Source organism: Actinomycetospora sp., from assembly GCF_036497245.1.
In the GTDB taxonomy this organism is placed as follows: Bacteria; Actinomycetota; Actinomycetes; order Mycobacteriales; family Pseudonocardiaceae; genus Actinomycetospora.
In genome coordinates this window covers 20,385-39,759 of the sequence record NZ_DASXJS010000094.1, presented here as the reverse complement: position 1 = coordinate 39,759, position 19,375 = coordinate 20,385, and the positions used below count along the sequence as shown (strand labels likewise).

General features: G+C 72.5%; 16 protein-coding genes. 1 reads left to right on the top strand and 15 read right to left on the bottom strand.

Annotated features, from left to right (window positions below; translation table 11 throughout):
• The 5 genes from VGI02_RS10450 to VGI02_RS10430 all read right to left on the bottom strand — a co-directional run.
• Positions 1-422: choline/carnitine O-acyltransferase (locus tag VGI02_RS10450; RefSeq protein ID WP_331627272.1), on the bottom strand; the 422-nt coding region annotated here is incomplete at its 3' end.
• Between the two features lie 44 nt (positions 423-466).
• Positions 467-1,336 carry a HalD/BesD family halogenase gene (locus VGI02_RS10445; RefSeq protein WP_331627271.1) on the bottom strand — a complete coding sequence of 290 codons (870 nt, stop codon included), beginning with the start codon at positions 1,334-1,336 and terminating at the stop codon, positions 467-469.
• A gap of 341 nt (positions 1,337-1,677) precedes the next feature.
• On the bottom strand, positions 1,678-3,258 hold the full coding sequence (locus tag VGI02_RS10440) for a GMC family oxidoreductase (protein ID WP_331627270.1): 1,581 nt from the start codon (positions 3,256-3,258) through the stop codon (positions 1,678-1,680).
• Between the two features lies 1 nt (position 3,259).
• Positions 3,260-4,819, bottom strand: a complete 1,560-nt coding sequence (locus tag VGI02_RS10435) for an APC family permease (RefSeq protein WP_331627269.1) — start codon at positions 4,817-4,819, stop codon at positions 3,260-3,262.
• Positions 4,816-6,342, bottom strand: a complete 1,527-nt coding sequence (locus VGI02_RS10430) for an aldehyde dehydrogenase family protein (RefSeq protein WP_331627268.1) — start codon at positions 6,340-6,342, stop codon at positions 4,816-4,818. Before VGI02_RS10430 ends, VGI02_RS10435 begins: the two co-directional genes overlap by 4 nt.
• Positions 6,343-6,542: 200 nt before the next feature.
• On the opposite strand from VGI02_RS10430, the gene VGI02_RS10425 reads away from it, so the two are divergent.
• Positions 6,543-6,929 carry a hypothetical protein gene (locus VGI02_RS10425; protein WP_331627267.1) on the top strand — a complete coding sequence of 129 codons (387 nt, stop codon included), beginning with the start codon at positions 6,543-6,545 and terminating at the stop codon, positions 6,927-6,929.
• Positions 6,930-6,936: 7 nt separating this feature from the next.
• Here VGI02_RS10425 and VGI02_RS10420 read toward each other — a convergent pair whose 3' ends face one another.
• From VGI02_RS10420 to VGI02_RS10375, 10 genes are all read right to left on the bottom strand, one after another.
• Entirely contained in the window at positions 6,937-8,187 is a 1,251-nt protein-coding gene (locus tag VGI02_RS10420) for an alpha/beta hydrolase (protein ID WP_331627266.1), read from the bottom strand.
• Positions 8,184-8,429, bottom strand: coding sequence for a hypothetical protein (locus tag VGI02_RS10415; protein ID WP_331627265.1), 246 nt, complete (start codon positions 8,427-8,429; stop codon positions 8,184-8,186). Before VGI02_RS10415 ends, VGI02_RS10420 begins: the two co-directional genes overlap by 4 nt.
• Positions 8,426-9,109, bottom strand: coding sequence for a VOC family protein (locus tag VGI02_RS10410; protein ID WP_331627264.1), 684 nt, complete (start codon positions 9,107-9,109; stop codon positions 8,426-8,428). The genes VGI02_RS10415 and VGI02_RS10410 overlap by 4 nt, the downstream gene beginning before the upstream one ends.
• A 74-nt stretch (positions 9,110-9,183) precedes the next feature.
• Positions 9,184-9,921: a TetR/AcrR family transcriptional regulator gene (locus VGI02_RS10405; RefSeq protein ID WP_331627263.1), complete on the bottom strand. Its 738-nt coding sequence runs from the start codon at positions 9,919-9,921 to the stop codon at positions 9,184-9,186.
• A gap of 25 nt (positions 9,922-9,946) precedes the next feature.
• Complete coding sequence (locus tag VGI02_RS10400) at positions 9,947-10,702, bottom strand: maleate cis-trans isomerase family protein (protein WP_331627262.1); 756 nt, start codon at positions 10,700-10,702, stop codon at positions 9,947-9,949.
• A complete protein-coding gene (locus tag VGI02_RS10395; protein WP_331627261.1) occupies positions 10,699-12,309 on the bottom strand; it encodes a (2,3-dihydroxybenzoyl)adenylate synthase in 1,611 nt (536 codons plus the stop codon). The genes VGI02_RS10400 and VGI02_RS10395 overlap by 4 nt, the downstream gene beginning before the upstream one ends.
• Positions 12,306-14,012, bottom strand: coding sequence for an FAD-dependent monooxygenase (locus tag VGI02_RS10390; protein ID WP_331627260.1), 1,707 nt, complete (start codon positions 14,010-14,012; stop codon positions 12,306-12,308). The genes VGI02_RS10395 and VGI02_RS10390 overlap by 4 nt, the downstream gene beginning before the upstream one ends.
• A 13-nt stretch (positions 14,013-14,025) precedes the next feature.
• Positions 14,026-16,359: a hydantoinase B/oxoprolinase family protein gene (locus VGI02_RS10385; protein ID WP_331627259.1), complete on the bottom strand. Its 2,334-nt coding sequence runs from the start codon at positions 16,357-16,359 to the stop codon at positions 14,026-14,028.
• Between the two features lie 2 nt (positions 16,360-16,361).
• A complete protein-coding gene (locus tag VGI02_RS10380; protein WP_331627258.1) occupies positions 16,362-18,467 on the bottom strand; it encodes a hydantoinase/oxoprolinase family protein in 2,106 nt (701 codons plus the stop codon).
• Between the two features lie 368 nt (positions 18,468-18,835).
• Positions 18,836-19,375 carry a class I SAM-dependent methyltransferase gene (locus VGI02_RS10375; protein WP_331627257.1) on the bottom strand — a complete coding sequence of 180 codons (540 nt, stop codon included), beginning with the start codon at positions 19,373-19,375 and terminating at the stop codon, positions 18,836-18,838.

Genomic DNA, 19,375 nt, shown 5'->3' with positions numbered 1-19,375 from the left:
GGCGGCAGGGTCTCGGTGTCGACCTGGTGCTTGTGGTCCAGGGCGCCGAGGATCAGTGCGGCCGCGCGGAGGGCCTGGTCGTGCTCGGCCGGGTCGGGGCTCGGGGCGAAGAGGAAGAAGAAGTTCGCGTTCAGGGCGATGCGGTCGCGGCGCCCCAGGTAGCGGGACTCCCAGAACTCGTCGAGCCAGCTGTGCGTGGTCGACGCGGCGGCGTACTCCTCCAGGGCGGCCTGCAGCGCCGGACCGGGCCCGCGCACCAGGTCGTCGACCGCCGTCCGCGTCTGCGCGAGCTGCTCGCCGTCGAGCAGCGGGGAGCACCACTCGAGGAACTGGGCGGCGCTGTCGGCCAGCGCGGGCACGGGGACGGGGGGCAGGTCGTCCTCGGCCGCGAAGGTGCGCAGGGTCGCGGGGGCGTCGCTCATGGATGTCCTCGGGTCGGGGGGTGGTGGTCGGAGGGCCGGGCCGCTCAGTCGAGGAGCGTGTCGGACCGCACCGACGTCGTGCCGAGATGGGCCGGGTCGACGCGGCCGAAGAGCTGGCGGGTGCGGGCCGGTGATCCCACCACCCCGGGCCGATCGCTGTACGCCAGGATCGCGGTGTGGCGCGCGCTCGGGCCTTCGACCGGCGTCACCCGGTGCAGCGCGTACCGCCCCCGGAAGAGCTGCAGGTCGCCGGGACGCAGCTCCAGGGTCCGGACCGGGCCCCGCGCGCCGTCGAGCACGGCGCGGACCCCGGCGGGGTTCTCCGCGCCCGGCGCCCGGATCCCGGGGCAGTACTCGAACGACCCGCCCGCCTCGGGCGCCCGGGTCAGCAGGCTGACCGCGATCTCGTTGGTGTCGAAGTGCCACGGGTGGTGGTCGCCGGGCGCGACGACGTTGAGGGTGAGCCCCGCGTAGGGATCGGCGAGCGGGTGGACGTCGGGCAGCTCGAAGCAGGCGGCCACCAGCGCCCGGATCCCGGGGTGGTCGTAGAGGCCCTGGATGAGATGCCCGGCCGGGATCCGGTCGCGCGCGACGAACGCGTTGCGCCGGGTCAGGGCCACCCGGGCCGGGTGATCGGGCGGCAGGGTGGGATCCGGGTCGGTGTTGTAGACGTTGACCTGGGCCACCGCGGTGTGGGCCCGGGGCGCGACCGAGTCGCCTTCGGCGCGCAGCCGGCCGCGCAGCTCGGGGCGCACGACGTCGCGGAGCACGGTGGCGCCCTCGGCCCGGAGCTCGGCACGGGCGCGGGCGATGGTGCGGATCCGGACCGGGTCGGCCGGATCGTCGAGGGGATAGCGATCGGTGTCGACCACCGCGTCGATCGATGCTCCGCCGTGGATCACGTCCGAGCCCACCTCAGGCCCCCTCTCGCCATGGAGACCCTAAGCGGAGCCGGGGTCGTCGACGCCCCTCGTGAGCGGTATTCCGATCACCATTCCGGTCGGCCCGCCCGTACGGCGGGGACGGGTCCCCCGTCCGCCCGTACGGCGGGGACGGGTCCCCCGACGTCGGGTGGTGGCGCGGGTGGACCCGGCCCGACCTCGTCGCGGTGGAAACCGCAACCGATGGTCATGGTTCGGGGTGGCGCGCGGTGCGTGGCGGTCGGGTCTTTCGCGACCCGGGATGGCAGCCCATCATCGGCACTGCGCACCCGGGTCTCCGGCCGGGACCGCGGGGCGGTGTCAGCCGTCGAGTATCAGACCCCGCGACGGATGAAGTCGGCGCAGCGCTCGCCGATCATCATCGTGGTGATGCACGGGTTCACCGTGATCAGGTCGGGCATGACGGAGCCGTCGGCCACCCGCAGCCCGTCGACTCCCTTCAGTCGCAGCGTCGGCGAGACCGGCGCCATGCGGTCGTCGTCGGCACCCATCTTCACGGTGCAGGACGGGTGGTAGACGGTGTTGTGGGTGGTGCGGATGTACTCGAAGAGCTCCTCGTCGGTCGCTGCCGCGTCGCCCGGGGCGAGCTCCTTGCCCACCCATTCCTTCAGGGCGGGCGATGCCGCGATCTCGCGCGCCACCCGGATGCCGCGGATCATCACCTCGCGGTCGTGCTCGTGGGTGAAGTAGCGCGGGTCGACCTTCGGTTTGTCCTGGTAGCCCCGCGTCGCCAGCCGCACCGTGCCCTTCGACTGCGCGCCGGTGACGTTGGGCGTGAGGCAGAACGTGTTCTCCGACGTCGGGTAGCCGTAGCGGGTCAGGTTGAGGTCGAACGGCACGGAGCCGTAGTGGTACATCAGGTCGGGGGTGGTCCGCCCCTCGGCGCCGGCGAAGATGCCGATCTGCCACCACTGCGTCGACGCCGTCGGCATCGGCTGCAGCGCCTCCCACTGCACCAGGCCCTCGGGGTGGTCCTGGAGGTTCTCCCCGACGCCGGGCGAGTCCACGACGACGTCGATCCCCACCTCGCGCAGGTGCCCGGCCGGCCCGATGCCCGAGAGCATCAGCAGCTTGGGTCCGTCGATCGCGCCGGCGGACAGGATCGTCTCCCGGCGCGCGGACACGTCGACGGCGTGGCGGGTGTCCGGCGTGCGCAGCCGGGCCCCCGTCGCGCGGGGCCGCGGCCCGGAGGTGTCGATGTTCAGCTTCTCGGCCCGGTAGCCGGTCAGCACGGTGAGGTTCGGGCGTGACAGGTTCGGGTGGATGTAGGCCGAGGAGGCCGAGGAGCGGCTGCCGTCGGGCTTCGCGTTGACCTGGAACCAGTTGGCGCCGCGGAGCACGGTGCGCCCGGTGTTGAACGGGGTGACGGGGAGACCGACCTGCTCGCACGCCGTCAGGAGTGCCTCACCGCACGGGTCCTTGTCGCCCACGGTCCGGATCGTCACCGGCCCGTCGGTGCCGCGACCGGGCGCCTCCGCCTCCTCGGTGGTGTCCAGCGCCGTCTCGAGCTTGCGGTAGAACGGGTAGCACTCCGCCGCCGACCAGCCCGCGGCACCACCGGCCGCCCAGTCGTCGAGGTTCTCCTTCGGCGCCCAGAACGCGATCGCCGAGTTGTGCGAGGAGCACCCGCCGAGCACCTTCGCCCGGGCGTGGCGCATGTAGGAGTTGCCGGACTCCTGGGGCTCGATCGGGTAGTCCCAGTCGTAGCCCGACTCCAGCAGTTCCATCCAGCGCGAGAGGTCGAGGATCGCGTCGTCGCCGACGTCGGAGGGGCCCGCCTCGATGAGGCACACCGACACGTCGGCGTCCTCCGAGAGCCGGGCGGCGACGGCGCACCCTGCGGTGCCTCCCCCGACGATGACGTAGTCGAACTCTGCCGGGAACGAGAGCGGCATGTCAGGCCTCCCCGAGGGCGGTGGTGTCGGTGGCGGTCTCCTCGCGCGCGTGAGCGGCGACGACCCCCGTCTTGTGACGCTGGACGAGCCAGTAGTACGCGAACCCTCCGCCGAGGATCACCCCCGGCAGCAGGATGCCGCCGTACTGGAGGTACCAGTGGAAGGGCTCGGTGGCGTTGTAGACCTCGTTGCGCGGCCAGGCCAGGTTCACCGTCATGAACCCGCCCCAGAGCACCGCCAGGATGTTCACCGGGATGCCCCAGCGGCCGAGCGAGAACGCGCCCTCGCGCGGCTCCCACTGCCCCCGGATCCGCTTGATCAGCAGCGGGATCGTCACCAGCAGGTAGGCGGTGTAGATCATGATGATCGCGATCGAGGTGACCACCGTGTAGATCTGCGGGCTGAACGTCACGAACAGCAGCACGACCGCGACGACGCCGATCGCGACCGACGCGACGATCGGCGTCCCGAAACGCGGGCTGATCGTGCAGAGCTTGGGCCCGGCGGGCAGGTTGTTGTCCCGGCTCATCGCGAACGCCAGCCGGATCGCCGCCGCGTGCACCGCCAGTGCGCAGACCACCACGGCGATCACCACCGCCACGAGGATCACCGACCCCATCGTTCCCCCGAGCACGGCGAGGATCAACGCCTGCAGGCCGCCCAGGGAGCTGAAGGCCGGGTCGGCGAGATCGGGCGCCGACATGATCGCGAACAGCAGGATCAGTCCGCCGAGCAGGAACGAGAAGAACAGCGCGCGCAGGATCGCCTTGGGGGCGTTGCGCCGCGGGTCGTGCGACTCCTCGGCCAGCGATGACGCGGTGTCGAACCCGTACATCACGTACAGCGAGGCGAACATCGCCACCAGGAACGCGCCCGCGTAGCCGAGCGGCCGTCCGCTGGTGTCGATGCCGCCGGTGGACAGCACGATCTGCGGGCCGCGGATGATGTTCACCGCGAGCAGGATGATCAGCACGACCGCGGCGATCAGCTCGATGAAGACCCCGGTCGCGTTGATCTGTGCCATGAGCTTCGTGCCGAAGGCGTTGATCGCGGTGGTGAACACGATCAGCAGCGCGGCCAGGATGACGCCGTTGAGCGCCTCGGCGCCGGTGTCGTCGGGGCCGCTCGTCGCGATGAACTGGAAGCCCGACCACAGCTGCGGCAGCGTCGCCTGCAGGGCCAGCGCGACGGCCGCGATCGAGACGATCGAGGCCGTGAGCATCGTCCACCCGGCCAGCCACGCGACGTGCGGGCTGGTCAGGCGCTTGGTCCAGTTGTAGATCGACCCGGCGACCGGGAAGCGCGCCGCCAGTTCGCAGAAGCACAGCGCCACCATCAGCTGGCCGAGGAACACCATCGGCCACGACCACCAGTACGCCGGGCCACCGCTGCCCAGGCCGAAGTAGAACAGCTGGAACGTGCCGGTGAGGATCGAGATGTAGCTGATCCCGGCGGCGAAGGTGTGGAAGCTGCCGAGGGACCGGACGAGGCTCGGCTTGTAGCCGAACTCGTCGATGTCGGAGCTGTCGGAGCTCTCGGTCGAGCGATCGGTGGTGCTCACGAACCACTCCCTGTGTCGATCGGTCCAGCTCCGCTTCGCTGCGTGTCCCCGCTGGAAGAGGGGAACCACCCGGTCGGAGCCGGCCGGGTGTTGGTCCAGATGTGCTTGGGCTCCTGGTACTCGGACAGGCCTGCGCGGCCGAGCTCGCGCCCGACGCCCGAGTGTCCGAACCCGCCCCACTCGGCGGCGGGCACGTACGGGCCGAAGTCGTTGATCCAGATCGTGCCGTGGCGCAGGCGCGCGGCGACCTCCTCGCACGTGCCGTGGTCGGCGGAGAACACCGCGCCGGCCAGGCCGTACTCGGTGTCGTTGCCGATGCGGACGGCGTCGTCGAGGTCGGTGAAGGTCTCGACGGTGAGAACCGGCCCGAACGACTCCTCGTGCACCACGTTCATGTCCTGGGTGCAGCCGTCGAGGATCGTCGGCGGGTAGAAGAAGCCGTCGGCCAGGCGGGGGTCCTTCGGGCGCTCCCCGCCGCAGCGCAGTACCGCGCCCTCGGCGATCCCGCGGGCGACGTAGTCCTCGACCTTGTCGCGGTGCGCGGCCGAGATCAGCGGCCCGGTCTCGGTGGTCGGGTCGTCGGGGCCGCCCATGACGATCCGTTGCGCGCGCTCGACCAGGTCGTCGACCACGCGGTCGTGCGCCGACTCCTCGACGACGAGCCGCGCGCCTGCCGAGCACACCTGCCCGGAGTGCAGGAAGATCGCGGTGAGCGCGTTGTCGACCGCGGTCTCGTGGTCGGCGTCGGCGAAGAGCACGAACGGGTTCTTCCCGCCCAGCTCGAGCGCGATCTTCTTCACCGTCGCGGCCGCGTTGGCCATCAGGATCTTGCCGGTGACGAGGCCGCCGGTGAAGCTCACCATGTCGACGCGGGGATCCGTCGACATCGGCGCCCCGGCCGTGGCGCCCGGCCCGAGGACGAGGTTCGCGACGCCAGCCGGTACCCCGGCCTCCTCCAGCAGCTCCATGAGGATGATCGCCGTGTGCGGCGTGAGCTCGCTGGGCTTGAGCACGAACGTGCAGCCCGCGCCGAGCGCGGGCGCGACCTTCCACGCCGTCTGCAGCAGCGGGTAGTTCCACGGCGTGATCAGCGAGCAGACACCGACCGGGTCGTGGACGACCTTGCTGCGCGCGGCGGCGATGCCGGTGTCGACCAGGCGCCCGTCGTCGGTGGCCGTGATCTGTCCGAACCAGCGGAAGCAGTTCGCGATGTCGTCCATGTCGATCTCGGACTCGGAGACCCGCTTGCCGGTGTCGAGGGTCTCGGCGAGCGCGAGCCGGTCGCGGTCGCGCTGGAGCAGGTCCGCGACGCGGAGCAGGAGGGCCCCACGCTCGGGAGCCGGGACGCTCGACCAGCGGCCGTCATGGAAGGCGCGGTGCGCCGCTCCGATCGCGCGCTCGGTGTCGGCCGCGCCGGCCTCGCTGACCTCGGCCACCAGCCGGCCGTCCGCCGGACACCGGACCTCGCGGCGGGCGCCGTCCGCGGCGTCCGTCCACGCTCCGTCGATGTAGAGCTGCCCCACGCGGTGCGCCTCCTCGAAATCGTCACCCGGATGCCTCAAAACGGGCACCGCCAGCTGATGATGATGTCACTTCTCCCGCTGTTCGGAACCCCTTACGTCCTCGTTTGGCGACGGACGGCGCCGCGTCGTCACCGGGTCCGGTGCCCTACGCTCGCCGCCGTCACCGGCGACGTGCGCCGGCCGTCGCAACAGGGGGACGCATGGGGCGCAGGCCAGGGGTCCGGACGGCTGGCGCGCTCGCCGGTGCGGCGGTGGTCCTGCTGATCGCGGGGTGCTCGAGCGACACGCCGCCGCCCGCCCCCCAGCACACCGTGGAGTTCTCGGCGACGGGCTCCGGCGGCGGTACGGCCTTCGGTCGCTACGTACTGGTGGGTCAGCTCGGCAGCACCCAGGAGACCACGTTCAGCGGCGTACCGTTCCAGCTCACGACGCCGGTGGGCTTCCCGCCGGCGCCGAAGCTGCAGGTCTCGCTCATCGGCGTGCCGCCGAACTCCCGCGTCTCGTGCCGGATCACCGTCGACGGGCGGGTGGTCGCCGCCCAGACCGTGTCCGCCCCCGGCCAGGACGCGGTCTGCGCGGCTCCCTGAGGTCGGCTCAGATCGGCGGGGCCAGCTCGTGGCGGTCGGCGAGCCAGGACTCGATCCGGTCGGCGGCGAGCTGGTTGCCGGTCGGCTCGTCCGGGGCGATCGCGCCGCCGAAGTGGGTCCCGCGCACGGCCACGTGGGAGAGGTCGTCCGCGCCGAGGGCTCCGACCATGCGTCGCGAGTCCGCCGGGAACGCGGCCTGGTCGCCCGTCAGCTCGACGAACAGCGTCGGTACCCGCACGCCCGTGGCGCAGCGCGCGAAGTCCGCGTAGGAGCTCAACCCCGACCAGGTCGACAGCCACGCCTCCGGGGTCGTGAGCCTGCCGAAGCCGACCTGGCCGTAGTTGATCAGGTCTGGGCGGGCGCCGAACAGGGATCCGTAGGGCCGCTCGCTGGGGTCGAGCGCGAGGTCGACCGTCCGCGGGTCGGCGTCGGTGCGGAACACGGTGATCAGGTGCGGGGCGAGCGCCCGACGCCGGTCGGCGGCCTCGCCGGAACGCTGGTGGGCGGCCCGGGCCTCGGCGCGGCGGGCCAGGTACGCCCGGGCGGTGGCGTCGATGCGCGCCACCCGGTCGCGCTGGGCCGCGCGGTAGCGCTCCAGGAACTCGGCGGAGTAGGAGGAGCTCCGCGGCGGCTCGGCGAAGCCGTTGGCCGGATCGAACGCGTCCAGCTCCGGCACCGCGGCCAGGGGGTCGTGCTCGTCCGAGACCGAGGGGTCGATGCAGCCGAGCAGCAGGCGTCCCTGACCCGGGTGCGGCGCGAGGAAGACGACGCCGTCGGTGGTGGGCATGTCGGTCTCGGCGAGCTTCGTGGGGCGTCCGCCGGGTGTGGTGGCGACCCGTTCGGGTCCGGCCAACCCGGCCTGCTCGAGGTAGTACGCGAACAGCGTGCCGCCCCCCGAGTGCCCGAGCGGGACGATCGACGAGAACCCCCGCTCGCGCAGGAAGATCATCCCGGCGGCGACGTCGAGCAGGGCCTGCTCGTGCACCAGCGTCAGGTCGTTGTTCACCGAGCGGGTGTGCTGTGTCCACACCGCCACGCCCGTCGCGAGCAGCGCGGGCACGAGCGGGTGGTGGGTGAGGTCTTGGCGCGGGTGCATCAGGGCGACCACCGTGCGCGCGCCCGGCACGGTGGCCAGCACGCCCCGCACCGTCGCACCGTCCGCGGTGGTCAGCTCGTGGACGCTCGTGACGGTGGCCGCGGGCCGCTCCCCCGCCTCGATGTGGCGGCCCGCCCCCAGTCCCCGGGTCGGTGTACTCATGACGGGTCCACCCGCAGGGCGTTCTTGTCGTGCTGGACGATCCGTCCGCCCGCGACGCCCGCGACGCAGCTGTACCAGACCGCGTGGCGGCAGCCGGTCGCGCGGCGGTCAACGACGATCGCGCCCTCGGCGGTGATCTCGAAGTACGGCCCGATCTTCCCGACGGTGACCTCGGGGTCCTCGGCCGCGACCTTCGCCACCGTGGTGTTCTCCGGGACGTCGAGGACGTAGAGCGCGGTCACCGCTGTGCCTCCTCGAGGACGGTCCCCGTCGGTGCGCCCGCCCCGGCCTCCCAGTCCGCGGCGCGCGCGACGATCAGCTCGGCCTTGCGGGCCAGCAGCTTGCCGAAGCTGGGCTCGGGCCCTCCGACGACGTCGAGCAGGGCGTCGATCGTCAGGTTCGCGTCGAGGTCCTCCTGTGGCGTCACCGGGCGCATCGCGCGGGTGAACTCGACCATGTAGCCGTTCGGGTCGTGCGTGTAGATCGACTCGATGGTCTCGTGCTGGATCTGCATCTCGACGGGCCAGGAGGAGTCGTCCAGGCGGCGGCGGTACTCGAGCAGGTCGTCCTGGTCGTCGACGTGGATGGCCAGGTGGCGCGACCGGACGAAGAACTCCGGGACCTCGGGACCGAAGCCCGCGTAGACGTCCCCGCGCTCCTGGCCGTGGATCGGCTCGAGGCCGAAGTAGTAGAAGAACGCGATCCGGTCGTCGTTCCCGATGTCGAAGAAGAAGTGGATGAAGTCCGGGTGGTTCTCCGGCCCCCAGCCCGCGGCGCAGATCGAGTGCACCACCGGGAAGCCGAGCGTGTCGCGGTAGAACCGCACCGTCGCCGCCGGGTCGAAGGTCGGGAACGCGGTGTGGTCCACCCCGCGGACCTTGTGCTCGAGCCCCGTGGCGTCCCGGCCCGTCTCGTCCGTCATGTCCTCGACCTCCCGCGTCCTCGCACGAACGTCCTCGGCAACGACGCCGAGCCTACGGTCGTTCGACGGGAGCGTCAATCTTTCGACGGCGGCGACGAGGTCGTGATGATGTGCTCCAAGTAATCCAGGTCCTGGCGCAACAGGTGCAGGGCCGCGGCCGGGTCGTCGGAGCGCGGCGAGTCCGGCGTCCGGTCGGGGCTCTGTGCCACGAGCGACACCGCCATCTCGGCCATCTGGCCCGCGACCTCGTCCGCCGACTGGGCGCCGCCCGGGTGGAACCACCAGGCGATCCAGTTGCACATGCCGATCAGCGCCAGCGCCGTGGTGCGTACCGGCCGGGGACGGAACTCCCCACTGCGCACCCCCTGGTCGATCACCCGGACGAACCCGTCCAGGACGCGGCGCTTCGCGATCTCGTGCGCCGTGGCCAGCTCCGGGGGCAGCTCGGACTCCGAGCGGATCACCAGCCGGAAGCGCGCCGAGTGGTGGGCCTGACGGGCGGCGATGAGCGTGACCAGCGCCCGCAGCTTGTCCGGGGCGTCGAGATCGCGGCCGGCGATCTCCTCGGCCGCCTCCGCCGGGCCCTCGGTGATCTCGGTGACCAGCTGGGCGAGCAGCTGGTCCTTGTTCCGCACGTAGTAGTAGAGCGCCGAGCGGGTCATGCCCATGGCGTCGGCGATGTCCTGCAGGCTCGTCCCGGCGAAGCCGCGCTCGGCGAACAGCCGCGTCGCCTGCTCGTATATCTGGGCCTCGACGAGCTCACGGCGGGCCGACGCGCGACCGTGGGGAACAGCGGGTTCCGGCGAGCTCATGGCGGGCGACGATACCGACGTCGGGTCAGCGGACCGGCGTGCCGGAGCGCGCCCGCAGCAGGGACCCGGCGTCGGGGAGCTCCGGCGCCAGCCCGAGGCTGCGCAGCAGGCAGAATGCGCCGGCCGTCGCGGCCGAGAGCACTGGGAGGCCGAACTCGGCCTCGGCCCGCGGGATCAGCGGCAACGACGGCATCTGGACGCAGGCGGAGATCACCAGGGCGTCCGCCCCGGAGAGGTCGAGCCCCCGCGCCGCGTCGAGGACGCGGTCGCCCGGGATGGCGCCGACCTCGGCATTGTCTCCCACCTCGAGCGCCACCCAGTCGACGACCTCGAACCCCTCGGCCTCGAGGTAGGCGACGACCTGCTCGGCCAGCGGGCGCACGTACGGCGTCACGAGCGCGATGCGCCGGGCCGGGACCGCCGCGAGTGCGTCCACCAGGGCGCCGGCGCTCGAGACGAGCCCCGCGGGGAGTCCCCGCTCCGCCAGCTGCCCGGCGACCGCGTCCTCGACCCGACGGTGCTCCCCGGGGCCGGCCGCCATGACGGCCACGAGGCACGCGTAGAGCAGGGCGTCGACGCCGGCGTCGGCCAGTTCGTCCACGCAGCGGCCGCGCTGGGCGTTCATCGCGGCGAGCTCCTCGGGGGACACACGGTGCATCCGCATCCGGCTGCCGTGGAAGGAGAACGTCGCGTCGGCGTGGCGGGCGAGCAGCGCCGGGACCTCGGTCTCGACCGTGACGTTGGAGCTCGGGACGATCATCCCGATGCGGTGGTGGGTCACTGGTCCTCCAGACGGGCGGTGATATCGGCGGTCATGGCCACCTTGTCGAGCTTCCCGACCTTGGTCCGGGGCAGGCTCGGGAGGACCTCGACCCGCTCGGGCCACTTGAACTTCGCGACGTCGAGGGCGCTCAGGTGCTCGCGCAGGTCCTCGAGGGTCACGGCGGTGCCGTCGGTGGCCAGGTACGCGCAGCCGCGCTCCCCCAGCCGCGGGTCGGGCATCGCGACGAGGGCGGCCTCGACGACGTGCGGGTGGCCGAGGAGCAGGAGCTCGACCTCCTCGGCGTTGATCTTCTCGCCACCCCGGTTGACGAGGTCCTTGATGCGGCCCTCGATCGACAGCGCGCGGTGCCCGTCGATGACGCGGACCCGGGCGAGGTCGCCGGTGCGGTAGAAGCCGTCGGAGGTGAACGCCTGCGGCCGGTCCTCCCCGAAGTAGCGGCGCAGGGTGTAGGGGCCCCGGCAGCACAGCTCGCCGACCTCGTCGTCGGGAACCTCCTCCTCGCTCCCCGGCTCGAGGACCCGGACGTCGTCGAGCGGCGAGATCGGCACCCCGACCGTGACGCGGCGCAGCTCCGGCGACGCGTCGAGCGGGGTCACCAGGAACATGCCCTCGGCCATCCCGAACAGCTGGCCGACCTGCGCGCCGCCCCGTGCGGTCATGGCGAAGAGCTCCTCGGAGACCTTCGCTCCGGAGAGGATGACGACCCGCAGGGTCGCCGCGAGGTCGCCGTAGAGCGGGTGCTCCGGTGCGCGGTAGTGCGCGTGACCGAACAGCACGACGCTCGTCCGCTCGGCGACGAGGACCGGCATGGCCGTCTCGAGGTCGTGGTCGGTGAGCACGAGGCACGCGCCGACGCTGTGCGGCGCGTGGACGCCGCACACGATGCCGGCGTTGTGGATGATCGGGATGAGGTGCCCGACGCGGTCGTCGGCCGTCCACCCGAGGAAGGTGGCGTAGGCACGGGCGTTATACCAGTACTCGGCGTGCAGGCGGGGGATCAGTTTCGGCACCCCCGTCGTGCCACCGGAGAGCTGGAGGACCGCGACGTCGTCGGGGTCGATGCCGCGCTGGATCTCGTCGACGCGCCGTCTCGCCTCACCGGCGTCGATGCCAGCGCCGAGGTCGTCGCCGAGGACGAGGACGTGGCGCATCGTCGGGTGGTCGAGGGCCTGCTCGTGGGCGAACTCGACCAGGTCGATCCCTCGCGTGCCCGCCTCGACGAGGTGTGCCCGGGCGCCGACCGCGCGGCTGATGTGGGCGATCTCGTGGCCGCGGTGCGCCGCGAGGGTGGCGACCGGGACCAGCCCCGCCTTGAGCAGCGCGTACCAGGCGACGACGGCGTCGAGCCGGTTGGTGATCTGGATGATCACCGGGTCGCCGGGCTCGAGGCCGAGGTCGGCCAGCCCGACGGCGACCCGGTCGGTACGCGCGTCGAGCTCGGCGTAGGTCAGGCGTCCCTCGGCCGCGACGACGGCGTCGTTGTCGGGGTGTGCGACCGCGACCGCGTGGAACTCGTCGGCGACCGTCCTGCGGCCCCAGAGCCCCGCGTCGCGGTAGGAGGTGACGGCGGCGGCCGGGAACCACGGCACCCGCGTGGCGGTCATCGGATCGTCCCCCCGTCGCTCCGCTCGCCCCGGATCGACCCCCCGTCGCTCCGCTCGCCCCGGATCGTCCCCCCGTCGCTCCGCTCGCCCCGGAGAGCCACCAGGTGCGCCCGGTCGGCGACGAGGCCGTCGGCGAGGTCGGTCCGCAGCTCCTCGGGCCCGGCCACGACGACGAGCGCGTCCGTCCGTCGACGGAGACGCTCGGCGACCTCGAGGCGGGTCAGCAGGCTGGCCCGGTCGTCCCCGCCGGTCAGCCAGAGGCAGCCTGCCGCCGACTCGCCGTCGCGCAGGGCGCTCTCGACGACCCATTCGAAGCCGGCCGGCCGGGTGTCCGTCCCGACGTCGATCACGGTCGCGTCCAGGGCGCCCGGATCGTCGGGGACCATCCGGGAGTCGAAGCCCCGGGTCCCGATGGGGTCGTCCGCCGTCCCGGGTTCCTGGCCCGGTGTCGATGGCCGCAGCGGCCGCGTGAGCACCCACTCGGCCAGCGAGTGATCAACGCCGGTTTCCGGACGCCCGGTGTCTGCGACGCGACTTTTCTGACGCTCCGGAGGCTCCTCCCCCGCCCATTGCTCCAGCGCCGAGCGCACGACCTCCGGGGACCCGCTCGCGAAGCGGTCCAGCGGCACGTTCCCCGCACGGCTCATGTACGCGACGAGCAGCTGCTCCACCGGCGAGTCCAGGCGCTCCGGGAACGAGTCCCACCACCGGCGGGAGCGCTCCGCGATGTCCTGGATCCGGGCGACCGCGGCGCGGCGCGCCTCGGTGTAGGCGGTCAGGGCCGTCTCGAGGTCGTCCGCCTCGTCCACGGCCGCGACCAGGGCGATCGCGTCCTCCATGGCGAGCTTCGTCCCCGAGCCGACGGAGTAGTGCGCGGTGTGCGCGGCGTCGCCGAGCAGCACCGTGCGCCCGGCGTGCCAGCGCGAGCACCGCACCGTCCGGAACTGCAGCCAGCGGGTGCGGTTCCCGATCAGCCGGTGTCCGCCGAGATGGTCCGCGAACACCTGGGAGAGGTAGTCGAGCGCGACCTCGTCCGAGGCGTCCGGCCCCAGTGCGGCGGTCGTGGTCTCGAACCCGGCCGACCGCCAGGTCGCCTCATCGGTCTCGACGAGGAAGGTGCTGCGGTTCGCCGCGTACGGGTAGGCGTGCGTGACGAACACGCCGTGCTCGGTGCGCTCCGGCACGAACAACGCATGGTCGAGTGCGACGTCCGTGCCCGCCCACAGGTACCAGCCGGTCCCCGGCTCGACCTCCGCGCCGAAGTCACCCGACGACCGGGTCGCGCTCCCCACCCCGTCGGCCGCGATCACCAGGTCGGCATCGAGCTCGTCCGCGGATCGCCGGACCCCGAACTCGAGCTTCACCCCGGCCTCCTCGGCGTGGCGCGCCAGCACGGCGAGCAGCTCGGCCCGCCCCACCGCGACCAGGCTCGACACGCTCATCCCGGCCTCCCGGCCGCCGACGCGCATCCGCATGTCGTGCGACCAGGCACCGGCCAGGATGTCGTCCAGCGACGCCGGGTCGGCCTCGGCGAGCCGGCGCTGCGTCCGGGCGGCGAGCCCGACGCCGAACCCGAAGGTCTCGTCGGGCGCGCCCTGCTCGTAGACCACGACCTCGCACTCCGGCCGGGCGAGCTTGCACAGCCGCGCGGCGTAGAGACCTCCGGGTCCCCCGCCGAGCACGGCGACTCGGTTCAACTCCATCAGGGCTGCTCCCCTACCGCGAGGCGTCCGCGAGCACGCGGCTGGTGCGGGTGACGTCGTCGACGTGGTCGACCGGCACGACGGCGGTCGAGATCGCGGTGAAGCACCCCGGGCAGCAGTACTGGCGGAAGTGCACCTCGCGGTCGACGTACTCCCCCGCGCCGTCGACGACCTGCGGGCCGGCGTCGGACACCGGCCCCTCGTAGCGGACCAGGTCGAGCTCGCCGACCGTGCCCGACCCCGCTCCTGAAGAACCCAGCACCGTCGCGCAGTGCCGGCACGCGACCTGGTCGACGCCGTCGGGACGGACCGCGACGAGGTTGTCGTCGAGCCGCCGGCTGTCGGTCAGGTCGACCGTGGGCCGCCCGTCCTGGCTGCCGCTCCGGGAGCGTCGAGCGTCGGTCAGTTCCCGACGGCGGGCCTCGGTCGCCGCCGCGTCGACCGTGCCGGTGGCGTCGAGGACGACCCCGTAGGCCGTTGCGGCCGTCGTCGTCGTGACCTTCTGCTCGCGCACGTCGCGGGCGACGTCCTCCGGGTCGCGGACCAGCGGGTCGCCGTAGCCTCCGCCGCCCTGCCAGAACATCGTGAAGACCTCGCCGGGCGCCACGTAGGTCTCGCCGTAGCAGGGCTGCAGCTCCGCGGTGCCGCCGACGTCGTCGAGGTCGGCGGGCATCGTCCCCGCGCCGAGCAGCGTCGTGACGTCGCTGCCGCGGGTGATCCACTCGACCCCGGTGTTGCCGGGGTAGCCGCCCGCGAGGCCGTTGTTCTGGCTGACCGCCTTGCCGTTGGAGGCCAGGACGAGGCCGATCGGGAAGCTCGTGCCGTGCGGGGTGATCGCGATCGACGCGCCGAGGCCGCCCCGCCGTCGTCCGGGACCGCCCGAATCGGGCTCCTCGCGCCGCCAGAGCGCGAGGACCGGGTAGAGGAACTCGGTCATCTCGACGTCGGGGACGCGGCCCAGCGGGATGCAGAACAGCCCGCCGGTGTCCATGCCGTCGGCCTGCGGCTGGGCACCGTAACCGCCGGCCATCGGGTCCATGATGATCGAGAGGAACGGGGTCGGGACGGGTCCGCGCTGGTCGAGACCGGCGATCACCGCGGTGTCCCAGGTGCCGCAGCACGTGGCCTGGACGTGCGCGTCCAGATTCGGCGACTGGTCGAGCATCTGGCTCAGACACTCGGCCACCAGGTTGCCGGTCAGCCACGCCGGCCCGATCGGCCCGCGACCCACGGCGGCCGGGAAGCTGGCGTTGTTGATCGTGCCTTCCTCGGCGATCAGGTCGAAGCAGCGCATCAGGCCCCCCGCCGACCACGGGATGTCGCCGGCGAGGATCGGCAGGAGCGCGAGCATGACGCCGCCGCGCATCCCGGCGTAGGTGCAGTTGACGACGCCGGACTGCGGGTCGGTTCCGGTGAAGTCGAAGCTGATGTGGTCGTCGGTCTTCGTCATCGCGACCGTGATCTTGTGGAGCTCGCGGTCACCGGTGTGCGACTGGTCCTGGTAGCCGGTGGCCCGCCAGGTGCCGTCCGGCAGGCCGCGGAGCTTGCCCCGTAGCCGCGACTCGGCGTCGGACATCATCCGCTTCATGACGGCCTTGACCGTGTCCGCGCCGTACTGCTCGATCACCGCGAGGAGGCGGTCGCGCCCGACGGTGTTCGCGCCGACCTTCGCCCGGAGGTCGAGGCCGATCATCATCGGCACGCGGGAGCGGCGGACCCAGACGTCGGCGACGTCGTCCTGCAGCAGCCCGTCCCGCACCACCTTGATCGGCGGGGTGGGCAGCGACTCGGAGAACACGTCCTGGGCGGCCGGGGAGAACGAGCCCAGCCCGACGCCGCCCAGGTCGGGCTGGTGGGCGATCGCCGAGGTCCAGCCGAAGAGCTTCCCCTCCCAGAAGACGGGCTGGTAGACCATCGCGTCGTTCTGGTGCAGCCCGCCGCCGACCCACGGGTCGTTGGTGAGGAACATGTCGCCCTCGGTGATGCCGGGGTTCGTCGCGCGGTGCTGCAGGGTCCAGTAGATCGCGAGGTCGACGGCGCCGACGAGCATCGTGTTGTAGAGCCCGACCTGCACCTCCTGGCCCAGCTCGTCGCTGACGGCGAAGTCGAAGTCGTTCGCGTCGGTGACGATCGGCGAGCCCGACATCCGCTTGAGCGCCTCGCCCATCTCGTCGGTGACCGACCAGAGGCGGTGGCGGACGACCTCGTAGGTCAGCGGGTCGAGGGCGTCGATCTGCTCCTGGGTGACCGTGTGGACCGGGAGCGTCGCCGGCAGCCCGGCGGCGAGGGTGTCGGGGTCGATCGGGCGGCTCGAGAACCTCTCGGAGCCGGGGACGGCCATCGTCATGGTCAGGCTCCCGTACGGGTGGTGGTGATGTGGAGGTTGCCGAGCTCGTCGACGGTGCCGGTGCGTCCGCCCGGGACGACCACGGTCGTCGTCGGGACCTCGATGACGGCAGGTCCGGGGATGACGTGGCCGGCGCGCAGCGCCGCGTAGTCGTAGATCGGGGTATCGACGAACCCCTGGCCGACCTCGAGGTAGACGGGCCGGCTTCCCGACGAGGGTGCGGGTCCGTCCGCCGTGGCGAGCGGCGGCAGCTCGGGGCTGAACGGGAGGATGCCGCGGCCCCGCACGCGGTAGGTGATGGCCTGGATCCCGGCCTCCCGGAAGCCGGACCCCTGCCCGTAGAGCTCGGCGTACTTCGTCTCGAACCGCTGGGCCGCCCCGTCGAGAGCCGCCTGGCCGAGCGGGCCGTCCGCGACGGCGACGGTGACCTCGGCGAGCTGCATCGCGTAGCGCATGTCGATCTCGCGGACGATCTCGACGTTCTCGAACTTCAGGCCCTGCCGGTCGAGGCCCTGGCGCACCTGGTCCTCGAGCTGGGCGAAGTTCTTCTCCGCGCGTGCCGGGTCGACCGGGAGCTGGGCCGGGTCGGAGAGCTCCTGGGCCAGCGCGATGTCGGAGGCGGCCAGGCCGTAGGCGGAGAACGCGGAGGCGACCGGCCCGAGCGGGACCACGACCTCCTCCACCCCGAGCTGACGCGCGTAGTTCGCGCAGAAGGCCGGTCCGGAGCCGCCGAACGCGTAGAGCACGAAATTGCGGGGGTCGTACCCGGCCTCGACGACGGTCTTCCGCAACAGGTCGCCGGTCTGGGCGTTCTGGGCGGCGTGGATCGCGGCGGCGGCGTCCTCGACGGACAGGTTCAGCGGCTCGGCGATCCTCGTCCGGATCGCGTCCCGCGCCCTCTCCGGGCTGAGGGCCTTGCGCCCGCCGAGCAGGCCCGTCGTCGGGAGGATGCCGAGCACGAGGTTGGCGTCGGTGTTGGTCGGCTCGACGCCGGTCTGGTCGTAGCAGGCGGGCCCGGGGACGGCGCCTGCGCTGTGCGGGCCGATCCGCAGGTTGCCGCCGGCGTCGACCCACGCGATCGCACCGCCGCCCGAGCCGATGGCGTGGACGCGCAGGGTCGGGACGTTGATCGGGTGGTGGTTGATGACGGTCGTGGTGTCGCGCTCGGGCTCGCCGTCGACGATCAGCCCGACCAGGAAGGTGGTGCCACCGACGTCGGTGGAGATGATGTTGCGGTGGCCGAGCCGCCTGCCCAGCTGGGTCGACCCGACCACGCCGCCGGTCAGCACCGAGCCGACCGTGGAGATCGCCTGCGACGGGGCCTCGGCCGCGGCGACCGCTCCCCCGTTGGACTGCATCACGAGCAACGGACCGCTCAGGCCCCGCTCACGCAGGCTGGTCTCGAGATTCGTGAGATAGTCGCGCAGGCCCGGCCCGACCTGGGTGCTCATGATCGTCGTGGAGTTGCGGGCGAACTCCCGGATGCGGGGGCTGACCTCGCTGGAGAGAGCGACGTAGACCTCCGGGTCGATCTCCCGGACGAGCTCCCGGATCCGCTGCTCGTGGACCGGGTTGCGGAAGGCCCAGAGCAGGCTCACGGCGATCGCCCGGATGCCCTCCGCGCGCAGGGTCTCGACCTGGCGGCGGACCTCGTCCTCGTCGAGCGCGACGATCACGTCGCCGTCGCGGTCGACCCGCTCGGTGATCTCGAGGGCGTGCCGCTTCGGGAGCAGGGCGTGCTGCTTGTCCTGCGCGAGGACGTGCTGGAGCTCGTGGGGACTCCGGCCGAGATAGCGGCCCTCGACGTTCATGATGAAGATCGAGTCGCGGTGGCCCTTGGTGGTGAGGAACCCGACGTCGGGCACCTGGCGCGTGACCAGCGCGTTCAGGCTCGACGTCGTGCCGTGCGCGACGTGGTGGGTCTCCGCGAGCATCGCCTCGACGGGGCGGCCGAGCTGCTCGGCGAGCAGCTCGAGGACGTCGAGGACGCCGCGGGAGTAGTCCGGAGGGGTCGACGGGGCCTTCGCGGCGATGACCGACCCGGAGTCGTCGTCGAGCACCGCGTCGGTGAACGTCCCGCCCACGTCGACGCCGATCACGTAGGCCATGACCACACTCCTCGCTGAGCACGAGCGTGACCCAGGCCACGCATTTGACGAATGCGTGGATTGTTTGACACGAGCGCAGACAAGTCAAGGGGCGGTGTCCGGCGCGAGGCGCTCGACGTGCGCCGAGGGAGAGTCCGGCGCGACGGCCGGTCCGCCACAGGTGTCCCGCGAGGGCGGCATCCTCGTCCGAGAAGGGTGCCGTGCGCACGCCGAGGAGGCGGAGCCGCGCGATGGCCCGGTCGGCGTCGGCGCCGCGGTCGTCGAGCTTCTGCCAGACCTCGGAGAGGTTCACGGTCGAGAGGACGGCGTACGTGACACGTGAGCGCCCGGACTGTCATCTCGTCTGTCCGGTCACGACGTCCACCGGCTCAGGGCCGGCGCGCGACCAGGTGCGCCTCGCCGTTCCCCTCCTCGTCGACGAGCACCTCGAGGTGGCCGAGCGCGGCCCGCAACTCCCCCGGCGCGGCGCGGTAGGAGCCGCCCGAGTCGTCGACCGTCGAGAGCACCGAGACCACGAGCAGCCCGCCCGGCGCGAGCAGGCCGCGCAGGACGGGGTAGAGCGACGGGTCGCGGAAGCGTTGGCACACGACCACGTCGAAGGGACCGGTGAGCGCGGCGGGCAGCCCGTCGTCGAGATCGGCGCGGACCCCCTCGACCTCCACACCCCGCGACGCGGCGAGCTCCGCGGTCAACCGCAGCGCCTCGGGTGAGACGTCGAGGGCGGTCGTCGAGAACCCGCGCTCAGCCAGCCACACCGCCACGGTGCCGCGCCCGCAGGCGACGTCGAGCGCCTTCCCGGCCGGGCGCAGGAGTTCCTCGCGCCCGACGAGCACGGACGGCGGACCGGGCAGCCCGGGACCGACGGTCGCGAACCGCCGGTCCCAGCGCTCCCGGTCCTGCGTGCTCAC

Bases quoted from the DNA above. Each gene is read 5' to 3' on its own strand.
- VGI02_RS10440 (WP_331627270.1), bottom strand. From the start codon at position 3,258: ATGCCGCTCTCGTTCCCGGCAGAGTTCGACTACGTCATCGTCGGGGGA.
- VGI02_RS10425 (WP_331627267.1), top strand. From the start codon at position 6,543: ATGGGGCGCAGGCCAGGGGTCCGGACGGCTGGCGCGCTCGCCGGTGCG.
- VGI02_RS10420 (WP_331627266.1), bottom strand. From the start codon at position 8,187: ATGAGTACACCGACCCGGGGACTGGGGGCGGGCCGCCACATCGAGGCG.
- VGI02_RS10410 (WP_331627264.1), bottom strand. From the start codon at position 9,109: ATGACGGACGAGACGGGCCGGGACGCCACGGGGCTCGAGCACAAGGTC.
- VGI02_RS10405 (WP_331627263.1), bottom strand. From the start codon at position 9,921: ATGAGCTCGCCGGAACCCGCTGTTCCCCACGGTCGCGCGTCGGCCCGC.
- VGI02_RS10395 (WP_331627261.1), bottom strand. From the start codon at position 12,309: ATGACCGCCACGCGGGTGCCGTGGTTCCCGGCCGCCGCCGTCACCTCC.
- VGI02_RS10390 (WP_331627260.1), bottom strand. From the start codon at position 14,012: ATGGAGTTGAACCGAGTCGCCGTGCTCGGCGGGGGACCCGGAGGTCTC.
- VGI02_RS10385 (WP_331627259.1), bottom strand. From the start codon at position 16,359: ATGACGATGGCCGTCCCCGGCTCCGAGAGGTTCTCGAGCCGCCCGATC.
- VGI02_RS10380 (WP_331627258.1), bottom strand. From the start codon at position 18,467: ATGGCCTACGTGATCGGCGTCGACGTGGGCGGGACGTTCACCGACGCG.